This window comes from Streptomyces sp. NPDC097107 (genome assembly GCF_044762405.1).
GTDB lineage: Bacteria > Actinomycetota > Actinomycetes > Streptomycetales > Streptomycetaceae > Streptomyces > Streptomyces thinghirensis.
The window spans coordinates 55267-68513 of the sequence record NZ_JBIWEF010000008.1; the positions used below are offsets into that span (position 1 = coordinate 55267).

10 protein-coding genes and 1 tRNA gene are annotated in these 13247 nt (G+C 71.5%); 3 read left to right on the forward strand and 8 right to left on the reverse strand.

Annotated features, from left to right (window positions below; translation table 11 throughout):
* Nucleotides 1–107: 107 nt before the first annotated feature.
* From ACIQ1J_RS20080 to ACIQ1J_RS20115, 8 genes are all read right to left on the reverse strand, one after another.
* Nucleotides 108–1892 carry a trypsin-like serine protease gene (locus ACIQ1J_RS20080; protein ID WP_403558338.1) on the reverse strand — a complete coding sequence of 595 codons (1785 nt, stop codon included), beginning with the start codon at nt 1890–1892 and terminating at the stop codon, nt 108–110.
* Nucleotides 1893–2124: 232 nt separating this feature from the next.
* Nucleotides 2125–4236, reverse strand: coding sequence for a transcription termination factor Rho (gene rho, locus ACIQ1J_RS20085; protein WP_403558340.1), 2112 nt, complete (start codon nt 4234–4236; stop codon nt 2125–2127).
* Nucleotides 4237–4647: 411 nt separating this feature from the next.
* Complete coding sequence (thrB, locus tag ACIQ1J_RS20090; RefSeq protein ID WP_403558342.1) at nt 4648–5577, reverse strand: homoserine kinase; 930 nt, start codon at nt 5575–5577, stop codon at nt 4648–4650.
* A 372-nt stretch (nt 5578–5949) separates the two neighbouring features.
* The gene (gene thrC, locus ACIQ1J_RS20095) at nt 5950–7008 is read right to left on the reverse strand and encodes a threonine synthase (protein ID WP_121749205.1); all 1059 of its coding nucleotides are present in this window, start codon (nt 7006–7008) and stop codon (nt 5950–5952) included.
* Between the two features lie 6 nt (nt 7009–7014).
* The gene (locus ACIQ1J_RS20100) at nt 7015–8307 is read right to left on the reverse strand and encodes a homoserine dehydrogenase (protein WP_403558344.1); all 1293 of its coding nucleotides are present in this window, start codon (nt 8305–8307) and stop codon (nt 7015–7017) included.
* Nucleotides 8308–8475: 168 nt separating this feature from the next.
* Nucleotides 8476–9867, reverse strand: a complete 1392-nt coding sequence (lysA, locus tag ACIQ1J_RS20105) for a diaminopimelate decarboxylase (protein ID WP_403558346.1) — start codon at nt 9865–9867, stop codon at nt 8476–8478.
* Between the two features lie 18 nt (nt 9868–9885).
* Nucleotides 9886–10962: an ArgS-related anticodon-binding protein NrtL gene (nrtL, locus tag ACIQ1J_RS20110; RefSeq protein ID WP_403558348.1), complete on the reverse strand. Its 1077-nt coding sequence runs from the start codon at nt 10960–10962 to the stop codon at nt 9886–9888.
* Nucleotides 10963–11096: 134 nt separating this feature from the next.
* The gene (locus ACIQ1J_RS20115) at nt 11097–11576 is read right to left on the reverse strand and encodes a response regulator (protein WP_403558350.1); all 480 of its coding nucleotides are present in this window, start codon (nt 11574–11576) and stop codon (nt 11097–11099) included.
* A gap of 190 nt (nt 11577–11766) precedes the next feature.
* Here ACIQ1J_RS20115 and ACIQ1J_RS20120 point away from each other — a divergent pair.
* From ACIQ1J_RS20120 to ACIQ1J_RS20130, 3 genes are all read left to right on the forward strand, one after another.
* Nucleotides 11767–11838 (forward strand) — tRNA-Arg (locus ACIQ1J_RS20120).
* A gap of 718 nt (nt 11839–12556) precedes the next feature.
* Complete coding sequence (locus tag ACIQ1J_RS20125; RefSeq protein WP_403558352.1) at nt 12557–12820, forward strand: CopG family transcriptional regulator; 264 nt, start codon at nt 12557–12559, stop codon at nt 12818–12820.
* Nucleotides 12817–13230, forward strand: a complete 414-nt coding sequence (locus tag ACIQ1J_RS20130; RefSeq protein WP_403558354.1) for a DNA-binding protein — start codon at nt 12817–12819, stop codon at nt 13228–13230. The genes ACIQ1J_RS20125 and ACIQ1J_RS20130 overlap by 4 nt, the downstream gene beginning before the upstream one ends.
* Nucleotides 13231–13247: the final 17 nt, after the last annotated feature.

The following is a 13247-nucleotide window of genomic DNA, read 5'->3' on the forward strand; positions in this document are numbered from 1 at the left end:
CCCACGGACGGTGGCGGCACCGGCCCATGTGGTGAAGATCCCAGCGCGCGGGGCCGCCCCCTGGACGGAGACGGCCCCTGGCACGGAATCGGCCGGTCCCGGCGGGATCAGCCGAAGAGGTCGAACGCCCCCCAGCCGCCGCCGACCCTGCTGCGGTCCTTGAACGTCGCCGAACCCGTACCCCCGGTGCCCTTGTACAGCCACAGCACCCCGGAGGTGTCCCGGGCGAGCAGGTCGGGCCTGCCGTCGCCGGTGACGTCACCGGCGGCGGCGAAGGCGTTGTACACGGACCAGCCGCCGCCGACCCTGCTCCGGCTGCCGAGCGCCGGGGAGGCCTTGCCGGTGCCCGGGTACAGCCACAGGACGCCGGAGCCGTCCCGCGCCAGCAGGTCGGACTTGCCGTCGCGGTTGTAGTCGCCCTTGCCGGTGATCGTGTACTTGGCCCAGCCGCCGCCGATCCGGACGCGGGTGCCGAACACTCCGTCGCCCTTGCCGGGGTAGAGCCACAGGACGCCGTACTTGTCCTTGGCGACCAGGTCGGGCAGGGCGTCACCGGACAGGTCGCCCGGGACGCGGATGTCCTTCATCGCGTTCCAGCCGCCGCCGACGCGGATCGGCTCGTAGCGGTCGGAGCCGTTGAACGCGAAGGTGTACAGCACGCCGTCCGGGGTGCGGTACAGGTAGTCCTGGTAGAAGTCGCGGTCCAGGTCCCCCTGGCGGACCAGGCTCAGCCCGCTCCAGTCGCCCAGTTCGACGCGGCCGCCCAGGTAGGGCCACCGGTTGCCGAGCGAGTAGTACTCGTAGGCCTTGCCGCCGGGCGTGCGGACGAAGAGGTCCGCCAGACCGTCGAAGTCGAGGTCGGTGTCGTCGACGCGGGCGTTGACCTCGCCGGCGTAGGTGCGGGTCTTGGCGTAGACGCCGTAGGCGCCCGACGCGACGCAGTCCGTGACGCCCCAGGAAACGACGCCGGCGATCCGGCCGTTGACCACGAGCGGGCCACCGGAGTCGCCGTTGCACGGGGAGACCGTGCCGGCGTCCTGACCGGAGGCCGGGTCGCCGGCGCAGGCCATCTGGCCGGCCACGAAGTCGGAGCCCCAGTACGAGGTGCAGGCGGCGTCCGACCGCATCGGCACGGTCGCCTTCTTCAGCGTCGGCGAGATGTCGTCGCTGGTGGAGCTGGTGCGCCCCCAGCCGTACACGGTCGCCGGGGTGCCGTTGGCGTAGGAGGCGGTGTCGCTGCTCGAGGTCGGCCGGAGCGTCTTGTACGGCAGCGCCTCGGTCAGCGTGAGCACCGCGAGGTCACCGCCCGCGATGGTGCTCGGCCGGTACGTGGGGTTGACCCACTGGCGCCACACGCCGGCGACCCGGCCGCCGTGCAGGTCGTCGCCCTCGGGCAGCTTGGCCGTGCCGGCGAGGACGGCTCCGTTCTCCGACCAGTCCAGGCCGTACACGCAGTGCGCGGCGGTCAGGACCTTCGCCGGGGCCACCAGGGTGCCGCCGCAGAAGTAGCCGTCGTCGTCGGCGGTGTCCGCGGTGCCCTTGTCGTCGTAGTAGTGCAGCTGCACCATCCACGGCGCCTCGGAGATGGTCGCGTCCTTGCCGCCGATGATCTTCGGGTCGGCGGCGGTGGACGGGGCCTCGGCGCTCGGCGTGGGCTTCGGCTGCCCGGGAGCGGCGGCGGTGTCGCCCCTGAGCGCGGCCCCCGAGCCCTTGACGCGCTGCAGCAGCTCGACCCGGGAGGCGGCCGGCTGCTCGGTGACCGTCGGCTGGGGCGGGCCCGGGGTCGTGCCCGACGCCTGGGCGGGGGCGGCCGCGAGGACCGCGCCCGACAGGGCGAGTGCGGCGGTGGCCGCGGGAAGAGCCAGGCGGGCTCTTCGGGGAGTTGATGTCACTCAGGTCTCCTGTCGAAGTGATTGCTCGCAGGAGAGAGGAGCCCGGCAGGCGCAGGCCCGGAAGAGCCCGGCAGGCGCAGGCCCGTGCAGGCAGCGCGAATCGCCCGTGGGCGTACCCGAAAATACGTTCCCCCCCACTGCAGTGCGCTGATCCTACAAGGCAGAAGTCCCGCCCCGTCACCTGTGTGACGGGGCGGGACTTCGGACCGCGCCGGAGTGGGGCGGCTGCGCCTCAGTCGCCGTTGCCGGGCGTCGGAGTCGTCTTCTGGATCTGCAGCAGGAACTCCGCGTTCGACTTGGTCTGCTTCATCTTGTCGAGGAGCAGCTCGATCGCCTGCTGCTGGTCGAGCGCGTGCAGCACCCGGCGCAGCTTCCAGGTGATGGCGAGCTCGTCGCTGCCGAGCAGGATCTCTTCCTTGCGGGTGCCGGACGCGTCGACGTCCACCGCCGGGAAGATGCGCTTGTCGGCGAGCTTCCGGTCGAGCTTGAGCTCGGCGTTGCCGGTGCCCTTGAACTCCTCGAAGATGACCTCGTCCATGCGGGACCCGGTGTCCACCAGGGCGGTGGCGAGGATGGTCAGCGAGCCGCCGTCCTCGATGTTGCGGGCCGCACCGAAGAAGCGCTTCGGCGGGTACAGGGCGGTCGAGTCGACACCACCGGACAGGATGCGGCCGGAGGCCGGGGCGGCGAGGTTGTACGCACGGCCCAGACGCGTGATCGAGTCGAGCAGGACGACCACGTCGTGGCCCAGCTCCACCAGGCGCTTGGCGCGCTCGATGGCGAGCTCGGCGACCGTGGTGTGGTCCTCCGCCGGACGGTCGAAGGTCGAGGAGATGACCTCGCCCTTCACCGACCGCTGCATGTCGGTGACCTCTTCCGGACGCTCGTCGACCAGGACGACCATCAGGTGGCACTCGGGGTTGTTGTGCGTGATCGCGTTGGCGATCGCCTGCATGATCATGGTCTTGCCGGTCTTCGGCGGGGCCACGATCAGACCGCGCTGACCCTTACCGATGGGCGCGACGAGGTCGATGATGCGGGTGGTGAGGACGCCGGGGTCCGTCTCCAGGCGGAGGCGGTCCTGCGGGTACAGCGGCGTGAGCTTGTTGAACTCCGGCCGCCCGCGCCCGGATTCGGGCGCCATGCCGTTCTGGGAGTCCAGGCGCACCAGCGCGTTGAACTTCTCGCGGCGCTCGCCCTCCTTGGGCTGGCGCACGGCACCGGTGAGGTGGTCGCCCTTGCGCAGGCCGTTCTTGCGGACCTGGGCGAGGGAGACGTATACGTCGTTCGGGCCGGGCAGGTAGCCGGAGGTCCGGATGAACGCGTAGTTGTCGAGGATGTCGAGGATGCCGGCGACCGGGATGAGGACGTCGTCCTCGTTGATCTGCGGCTCCTGCTGGATGTCGTCGCGCCCACGGCGGCCACGGCGGTCCCGGTAGCGGCCGCGACGGCCGCGACGGCCGCCCTCGAAGTCGTCCCCGTCCTCGTCGGCCCGCTGCTGCTGACGGTCCTGGCCGCCGCCCTGCTGACGGCGCTGACCGCCGCCCTGGTTCTGCTGGTCGTCGCCCTTGTTGCGGCGGTCGCGGTCACCACGGTCACGTCCGCGGTCACCGCGGTCGCGGTCACCACGGTCGCGGTCGCGGTCGCCGCGGTCCCGGCGGTCGCGGCGGCGGCCCTCGCCGCCCTCACCGTCGGAGCGGGCGTCGCCCTGGCCCTGCTGGTGGCCCTGCGACTGCTGCTGGGCGGAGGAGTCGGCCTTCGGCTCGCTCTTCGTCTCGACGGCCACCGTCTCGGTGGCGGCGGACGGGCTGCCCGCGTCGGCGGTGGCCCGGCGACGACGGCGCTCGGAGGGGGCGTCGTCGGCGGGGGCGCCGGCCTGGTCGGCCGAGGGCGAGACCTTGGGGGACGGCTGGCCGGGGATGTCGATCTGCTGCTGGGCGGCGGCCTTGTCGGCGGCCGTCCTGTCCGCCTTCTTCTCGGCCTTGCGGGCCTTCTCCGCCTTCTCGGCGGGGGCCTCGTCACCCGTACGGGACCGGGAGGTACTGCGGCGCTTCGGCTTGGTCTCGCCGGCGGCGTCCGCGGCGGGCGCGGCCTTGGCGGGGGCTCCCCCCGCGGCCTGCGCTTCCTTGATGACCTCGATCAGCTGGCTCTTGCGCATCCGCGCGGTGCCCCTGATGCCGAGGCCGGATGCGACCTGCTGCAGCTCGGCCAGCACCATGCCCTCGAGGCCGGTACCGCGGCGCCGCCGGGAGCCGGCACCGGTGGCAGGCGCGGAGGCGTCCGTGGAGGGCGCGGCAGCGGTCTCCTCGACACGTGCGCCCATCAGATCGGTGGTGTCGCTCACGAAGGGTCCTTCCCTGGAGCGGACGTCGGCCTGTCTGGCTCGGCGACCGGTTGTGCTGTCCGGCATCGGTCCTTGCTGTGCGAACCGAGCCGGGGCGGTGGTCCGCCTGAACGGCGGAAGAGATATCTGGTGATGGCGCTTCCCCTAGCCGTGGCACCCAGTGTCTGTGTCATGCGGCGTGGTCGCACCGGCTCCGAAACGTGCCCGGCGGGCCGCTCAGTGTCCGTGTCGGCCGTACTGATCACGTACGGCATCCACTGCACAATGCGGCTTGGGGGGCTCCCGGAAGAATGTCTGTCCCGGAGGGGGACACGAGGCACCTCGCCATGGTGGGGTCGGGTGCAGACTTGAGGTTAACACTACCGGATCCAACAAACATTCCCCCTCTCGAAATCCGGCAACCGTGCGCGTCTAAATGTCGCTGGAGGTTGCCAGGGGCAGGACGCTCGCGCCCTGCTGGTCCAGGCTGAGCCGGTTGGCCGCCCATTCCGTCCCGGCCAGCGCCTCGACCTTGTCGGCCGTGTCGGCGTCGGCCAGTGCCATCACCGTGGGCCCGGCACCCGAGATCACCGCGGGGATGCCGTCGCCGCGCAGCCGCTCCACCAGTGCCGCGCTCTCCGGCATGGCCGGGGCGCGGTACTCCTGGTGCAGGCGGTCCTCGGTGGCCGGCAGCAGCAGCTCGGGGCGCCTGGTGATCGCCTCGACGAGCAGCGCGGCGCGGCCGGCGTTGGTGGCGGCGTCGACGTGCGGGACGCTGCGCGGGAGCAGACCGCGCGCGGTCTCCGTCAGTACCGGCTTTCCGGGCACGAAAACCACCGGAACGATGGAATCGGCGGGCTCCATCCTGATCGCCCGGGCGGCGCCGGAATCCATCCAGGACAGGGTGAAACCGCCCAGCAGACAGGCCGCCACGTTGTCGGGGTGACCCTCGATCTCGGTGGCGAGATCGAGCAGCGCGGCGTCGTCGAGGCGGGCCTCGCCGCCTATGGTCACCGCGCGCGCGGCCACGATGCCGGCGCAGATGGCGGCGGAGGAGGAGCCGAGGCCACGGCCGTGCGGGATGCGGTTGGCGCAGACGATCTCCAGGCCGCGGGGCTGACCACCCAGGAGGTCGAAGGCGGTACGCAGGGAGCGGACGAGGAGGTGCTTCTCGTCGCGCGGCAGCGTCTCGCTGCCCTCACCCGCGATGTCGATGTGCAGCCCTGAGTCGGCCACCCGGACGACCACGTCGTCGTACAAACCCAGCGCGAGCCCGAGGGCGTCGAAGCCCGGACCGAGGTTGGCGCTGGTGGCGGGGACGCGCACCCGGACGGCGGCGGCGCGGAACGCTGGACCGGCCATCGCTTGATGACTCTCCTTGAGCTGCGTGACTGTCGAATGACATTCGATGACGTACGGAACCTCGGGTTCGCCACTGGCTGCCGGGCGACCGACCGCTGCCTACCCAACGGCCGACGGCTCCCGGCCGCTTCCCGACCGTGGAGACGGCGCGGCACCGCGGCATATGCGGCGGGCGGGTTCGGTACAGCCTATCGAAGGAAGGTTCTGTGGCGACATAGGGCGCACAGGAGGCGCACGATGCGTGTCGTAAGCCCCCTGTGCACCCTCCCAAAGGTGACTTTCCCGGCTGGGCGCCTCTTACGCCCTCTTCTTACGCTGGGCGCGTTTCCGGGCCCGGCACGGGCCTTCCCGGGCCCGGCACGGACCGGGCTCTCAGATCAGTCCGAGCCGCTCGGCCGCCGTCGCCGCGTCGACCGGGACGGTGACCGGCTGCGGGGCACCGGCGACGGCCCAGTCCGGGTCCTTCAGCCCGTTGCCGGTGACGGTGCACACGATCCGCTGCCCCGGGTCGACCTTGCCCTGCTCGGCGGCCTTCAGCAGACCGGCCACCGACGCGGCGGACGCGGGCTCCACGAAGACGCCCTCCTGGGAAGCCAACAGCCGGTAGGCGCGCAGGATCTCACGGTCCGTCACCTCATCGATGGCGCCGCCGGACTCATCCCGCGCGGCGAGCGCGAAGTCCCACGAGGCGGGGTTGCCGATGCGGATGGCGGTGGCGATGGTCGACGGGTCCTTGACGACCTCGCCGCGCACGATCGGGGCGCTGCCGGAGGCCTGGAACCCCCACATGCGCGGCGCCTTCGTGCTCACCCCGTCGGCGGCGTACTCCCGGTACCCCTTCCAGTACGCGGTGATGTTGCCCGCGTTGCCCACCGGCAGGACGTGGATGTCGGGGGCGTCGCCGAGCATGTCCACGATCTCGAAGGCGGCCGTCTTCTGCCCCTCGATGCGCACTGGGTTGACCGAATTGACCAGCGCCACGGGGTAGTTGTCGCTCAGCGCGCGGGCGAGCGTGAGGCAGTCGTCGAAGTTGCCGTCGACCTGGAGGATCTTCGCGCCGTGCACGAGGGCCTGGCCCATCTTGCCGAGCGCGATCTTGCCCTGCGGCACGAGGACGGCGGAGACCATCCCGGCCCGCACCCCGTACGCGGCGGCGGAGGCGGACGTGTTGCCGGTGGACGCGCAGATGACGGCCTGCGCACCCTCCTCCTTGGCCTTGCTGATGGCCATGGTCATGCCGCGGTCCTTGAAGGACCCGGTCGGGTTGGCACCTTCCACCTTGAGGTGGACCTCGCAGCCCGTGCGCTCGGAGAGCACCTGCGCGGGCACGAGCGGCGTGCCGCCCTCGCGGAGCGTCACGACGGGCGTGCTGTCGGAGACGGGCAACCTGTCCCGGTACTCCTCGATGATTCCGCGCCACTGGTGGGTCATTGCTGGTTACTCTCCTTCAACCCGCATGATGCTGGCGACACCCCGCACGGTGTCGAGCTTGCGCAGCGCCTCGACCGTACCGCCGAGGGCGGCGTCGGACGCACGGTGGGTGACGACGACGAGGGAGGCCTCGCCGTCCTTGCCGGACTGCCGCACGGTGTCGATGGAGACACCGTGCTCCGCGAACACGGTCGCGACCTGGGCGAGCACGCCCGGTTTGTCGGCCACGTCGAGGCTGATGTGGTACCGCGTGACGACGTCGCCCATCGGGGAGACGGGAAGCGCCGCGTACGCGGACTCGCCGGGTCCGGTCGCGCCGCCGATCCGGTTGCGGCAGACGGCCACGAGGTCGCCGAGCACGGCGGACGCGGTCGGCGAGCCGCCGGCGCCGGGCCCGTAGAACATGAGCTGCCCGGCGGCGTCGGACTCGACGAAGACGGCGTTGTAGGCCCCGCGCACGTTCGCCAGCGGGTGGCTGAGCGGGATCATCGCGGGGTGCACGCGCGCGGTGACCGACGCCCCGTCCGCCGCCCGCTCGCAGATGGCGAGGAGCTTGATGGTGCAGTTCATCTCCTTGGCGGAGGCGAAGTCGGCGGCGGTGACCTCGGTCATGCCCTCGCGGTAGACGTCGTCGAGGCGCACGCGCGTGTGGAAGGCGATCCCGGCGAGGATGGCGGCCTTGGCGGCGGCGTCGAAGCCCTCGACGTCGGCGGTCGGGTCGGCCTCCGCGTACCCGAGGGCGGTGGCCTCGTCGAGCGCCTCCTGGTACCCGGCGCCGGTGGTGTCCATGGCGTCGAGGATGAAGTTGGTCGTCCCGTTGACGATGCCGAGCACCCGGTTGACCTTGTCGCCGGCGAGGGACTCGCGCAGCGGCCGGATCAGCGGGATGGCACCGGCGACGGCGGCCTCGTAGTACAGGTCCTTGCCATTGGCGTCCGCCGCGGCGTGCAGCGCGGCACCGTCCTGGGCGAGAAGGGCCTTGTTGGCGGAGACGACGGATGCGCCGTGCTCGAAGGCGGTGGTGATGAGGGTCCGGGCGGGCTCGATCCCGCCGATGACCTCGACCACGACGTCGATGTCCCCGCGTTTGACCAGGGCGGTGGCGTCGGTGGTGACGAGGTCGGGGGCGATGCCCTCCCGCACCCGGTCGGGCCGCCGTACGGCCACGCCCGCGAGCTCCACCGGGGCCCCGATCCGGGCGGCGAGGTCGTCGGCGTGCGTCGTCATGATGCGCGCCACCTCTGAGCCGACCACTCCACAGCCCAGCAGCGCCACCTTCAGCGGACGCGTACGCATCATCCGACCTCGTTTCCTCATACCGTCTACGGTTGGACCAGTCTCACGCACCGGACGGGATTTTCTGCCTTTCGTCCGGATCGTGAGACGTTTATTTCATTTTCGCAGGGGCGGAGGACGAAAGATCTTGCGTCCCCCGCGGGGGACCGCCACCCGGTCCCGGCCGCGCCCTCATCCGACGTCGAGACGCAGCAGATCCTCCTCGGTCTCCCGCCGCACGATGATCCGCGCCTCGCCGTCCCGTACGGCGACGACGGGCGGACGCAGCACGTGGTTGTAGTTGCTGGCCATGGAACGGCAGTACGCCCCCGTCGCCGGTACGGCGATGAGGTCACCGGGCGCCAGGTCGCCCGGCAGGAAGGCGTCCTTGACCACGATGTCCCCGCTCTCGCAGTGCTTGCCGACGACCCGCACGAGCATGGACTCGGCGTCGGAGGCGCGGGAGACGAGGGCGACGCTGTACTCGGCGTCGTACAGCGCGGTGCGGATGTTGTCGGACATGCCGCCGTCGACGGAGACGTACGTACGCAGCCCGTCGAGGGGCTTGACGGTGCCGACCTCGTAGAGCGTGAAGGCGGTGGGCCCGACGATGGCGCGCCCGGGCTCGACGGAGATACGAGGCGTACGCAGCCGCGCGCCCTCGCACTCCCGCGTCACGATCTCGGTCAGCGCCTTGGCGATCTCGTGCGGCTCACGGGGGTCGTCGTCACTCGTGTACGCGATCCCGAGCCCGCCGCCGAGGTCGATCTCGGGCAGCTCGACCCCGTGCTCGTCGCGGATGTCCTTGAGCAGCCCGACCACCCGGTGGGCGGCGACCTCGAAGCCGGACATGTCGAAGATCTGCGACCCGATGTGCGAGTGGATCCCGATCACCTCGAGCCCGTCCAGCTGGAGCGCCCGCCGCACGGCTTCCGCCGCCTGCCCGCCGGCCAGCGGGATCCCGAACTTCTGGTCCTCGTGGGCCGTGGCGATGAACTCGTGCGTGTGCGCCTCGACGCCCACCGTGATCCGGATCTGCACCCGCTGCCGGACCCCGAGGGACTGGGCGATGTGGGCAACCCGCACGATCTCCTGGAACGAGTCGAGCACGATCCGCCCGACCCCGGCGCGCACGGCCCGCTCGATCTCCTCCGGCGACTTGTTGTTGCCGTGGAAGGCGATGCGGTCGGCGGGCATCCCGGCGGAGAGCGCGGTGGCCAGCTCACCGCCCGAGCACACGTCGAGGTTCAGCCCCTCCTCGTCCAGCCACCGCACGACCGCGCGCGACAGGAAGGCCTTGCCCGCGTAGAAGACGTCGGCATCCGTCCCGAAGGCGGTACGCCAGGCCCGCGCCCGGGCCCGGAAGTCGGCCTCGTCGAGTACGTACGCGGGGGTGCCGTACTCCTCGGCGAGCCGTGTGACGGCCATCCCGCCGACGGTGACGACTCCGTCGGCGTCCCGCTCGACGGTCTGGGCCCAGACCTTGGGGTCGAGGGCGTTGAGGTCGGCGGGCGGTGCGGAGTAGTGCCCCTCGGTGAGGACGTCGGCGTGACGGGGCCCGGCGGGGTGTGCGGAACGGCTCATGGCGTCTTCTGTGCTCTCTCAGAGGTGGTCGGGTGCGTCGATACCGAGAAGGGACAGGCCGCCGGCCAGCACCGCCCCGACGGCTTCGGCGAGGGCCAGCCGGGCACGGTGGGCGGCCGAGGGTTTCTCCCCGCCACGCGGCAGCACCGTGGGCAGGAAGGGCAGCGCGGCGTCGCCGACGGTGACGAGGTGCCGGGCGAGCCGGTCGGGGGCGCGGTGCTCCGCCGCGGCGGCGAGGACGCGCGGGTGGTCGGCGAGGGCGACGAGGAGCTCCTGCGCCGTGCCGGAGACGGGACCGGGTTCGGCGGCGAAGCCGAGGTCGGCGGCGTTGCGGGAGAGGGCGCGGGTGCGGGCGTGGGCGTACCGCACGCGGAAGAGCGGATTGCCCTCACGCTGGACGAGGTGCTCGTCGCCGATCCGGGGCCGGTCGTGGGCGGCGGGGTGGAGCAGGGCCCAGCGACCGGCGTCACGACCGAGGCGGAGCGGGTCGGCGGGGGCGGGGACGGGCCGGACGTTGACCGGCGGAGCCGCGGACGCCGGACCGGCCGCGTCGACACGCACGCCGAGGATGGCGGTCCACTCGGGCTCGGGCGGGGCGGTGCAGCTGGTGCGGACGAGGGCCCCCTGGGAGCGCAGGATGCGGGCAGCGGCCTCGGCGACGACGACGGCACGGAGCTCGTGGGGGCAGTGCAGCCGCACGATGCGGCCGCTTGCCCCGCCGCTGCCGTCGGCACGCCCCTGCCCGTACCCGTACCCGTACCCGTACCGGGGCCCGTGCCGCAGGATCTCCGCGACCAGGTCGGCGGGCGCGGTGCCGTGGAGGCTGATGTTGAGGAACCCCGGCCCGGTGAGGACGACGTCCGTGACGCCGTCGGCGGCCACGAGGTACGGCCGCAGCACCTCGGCGACCCGGCGGGACGGCTGCCCGGCCGGCCGGGCGAGCTGGAGGGCGATGCTGGTGGCGTAGTCCCCGCACCCTCCGGGCCCCGGCGGAGCGACCACGGCCCGCGCCGGGACGGTCACGTTCAGCTCACCCGCGTCGACAGCGCGCCGCACCGCGTGCAGCACGGTGCGGGAGAGCTCTACGGGGGTCACGGGTCAAGCGTATGGGAGGAGGGGGGTGGGTAGGCGAACCGGTTTGTGGCAGTCCCGGGATGTGGACGGGAACCGCAGGTACGCGGCCGGCGGACCACTCGTGAGGACGCGTCTGGCACCGCCCCCAGAGGCAACTAGGCCTGAGCGGGCGATTCACTCTCCCCGGGGAAGCCGAGGACGCCGCGACGAGAAGCCGAGGAGGACCCCGCCCCCTCACTCCCCGCACCGACTCCGCGGCCCCTCCACTCGACCAACTGCCGTACGAGCCCGACGAGCTCGGCCGGTTCGAAGGGTTTGGAGAGGAAGGCGTCGACCCCGGCGTCGAACCCGGCCTCGACCTCGTACTGCGTACAGGCACTGACGATGGCGAGCGGAAGGTCCCGCGTGCGCGGATCGGCGCGCAGCCGCACGGCGGTCCTGATCCCGTCCAGCCGGGGCATGACCACGTCCAGCGTGACGGCGTCGGGCCGCACCTGATGGACGACATCAAGACACTCGACACCATCGGCCGCGGTCACGACCTCGAAGCCCTCCAGCTCGAGATTGACCCTGATCAACTGCCGGATGACCTTGTTGTCGTCCACAACAAGAACCCGGCCAGACGCCCTAGGCACAACTCGAGAGTAGGTCCGGACCGGCCACCGCGTCCGGGTTTTCCCCACTTCCACCCCGTGCGGGGGACAACGCCCCCTCGACTGACGCCCCGGCGGGCGGCGCGACCCGCGAAAACCCGTTCATGACCACTCCGGGCGAGCTGGTAGTGTTCTACCCGTCGCCGCGAGCAACACCGAACGCGACCGACACGCCCCCGTAGCTCAGGGGATAGAGCAACGGCCTCCGGAGCCGTGTGCGCAGGTTCGAATCCTGCCGGGGGCACCGGAAATCAAGGCCCTGACCAGTGGTAACGCCGGTCAGGGCCTTTTTGCGCATACTGGAACGCACACGGCCCAGCTGACTGTCGCCTACCTCGGCGATACCACCCTGCCCTGGGCCATTCACCACGTCGGGCCCGCGAACTCCGGCGTGTCCGATCCCGTGACACGCAGGCTCGCGGGGCATGAGCTCCACGCGCATCGCGCGCTTCGAGGTCAGGAGTTCTCCGACCTCCAGGTTCACCCATCGGCTGCAGGCCATGTCAGACGGAGGCGCGGGCCGTTGCCCCTGATGGGTCACACCCCGGCACGGTGGAAGCGTCCCCGCCTCCGCTCCCCCAACGGCCTGGCACGCGCCGGTATCCGCTGACACCTGGTGCCCGCGCGGAGCAGGTTCCGGGCTGCCGTACGGGGCGGACGACCACCCGGGACCTCTGCCTGACGCTTCTCTCTGTGATCCGCCGGCTTATGTCGGGAAGGCGTCGGCGGGGAGCTCGTGCCGATCGGCCGCCTGCCACACCGCGTCACGAACGTCATGCGCTTGCGCCCTTGTGTCTCAGCGGCCGCAACCGTGCCATCCCATCCCATCCCATCCCGTTGCCTGCGGAGTCTCCGCATGGTCACCGCCTCTCCCGAGGTCGACGCATCACTAGCAGCAGCAAGGCCGGCACGGGCAGAGTGCATCAACCCGACGTGGGATTACAAGAGGTAGGATTTGTAGCATGAGTGAGCCTACCGGTAAGTACTCGATCACCATGCCGCGCGACATCGCCGAAGCCGCCAAGGCCCGCAGCGGTCACTCGGGGCTTTCCGCCTATGTGGCCGCGGCCGTCGCCCGCCAGATCGAACGGGACAACCTCAATGAACTGATCCAGGTGGCCGAGGCCGAGCACGGCCCCATCACAGAAGGAGAGATCCAGTCCCTGCGGGACCAGCTCCACCAGGCACGCGAGCAGCAGACGCAGGGCGGAGCGCACGCAGCGTGACCCGTTCACCCGCCGTACCCGGCGGCACTCTGGTCCTCGACAGCGAAGGGCTGGCCAAGGCTGCCCGGCGCGACCGCGCGGTGACCGGCTGGCTCGCCCTGGCCCGCGCCGATGACCTGCGCGTGATCACTTCGGCGGCCACTCTCGTGGAAGTGATCCATCCCCGGATCAACCGCCCAGCGCTGGAGTGGACCCTTTCCCGCCTCGTCGTGGAACCGGTCACCGAGTCGATCGCTCGGCACGCCGCCACCCTCCTCGCCGACACCGGCCTCCACGGCCACAAGTACGCCATCGACGCCATGCTCAGCGCCACCGCCCTCATGGCGCCCGGCCCGGTCACGATCCTCACCTCCGACCCTGAGGACGTCACAGCGCTGTGCGGCGGACGCAGCACAGTGATCAGGGTCTGACGGCGTGCGTCGACCAG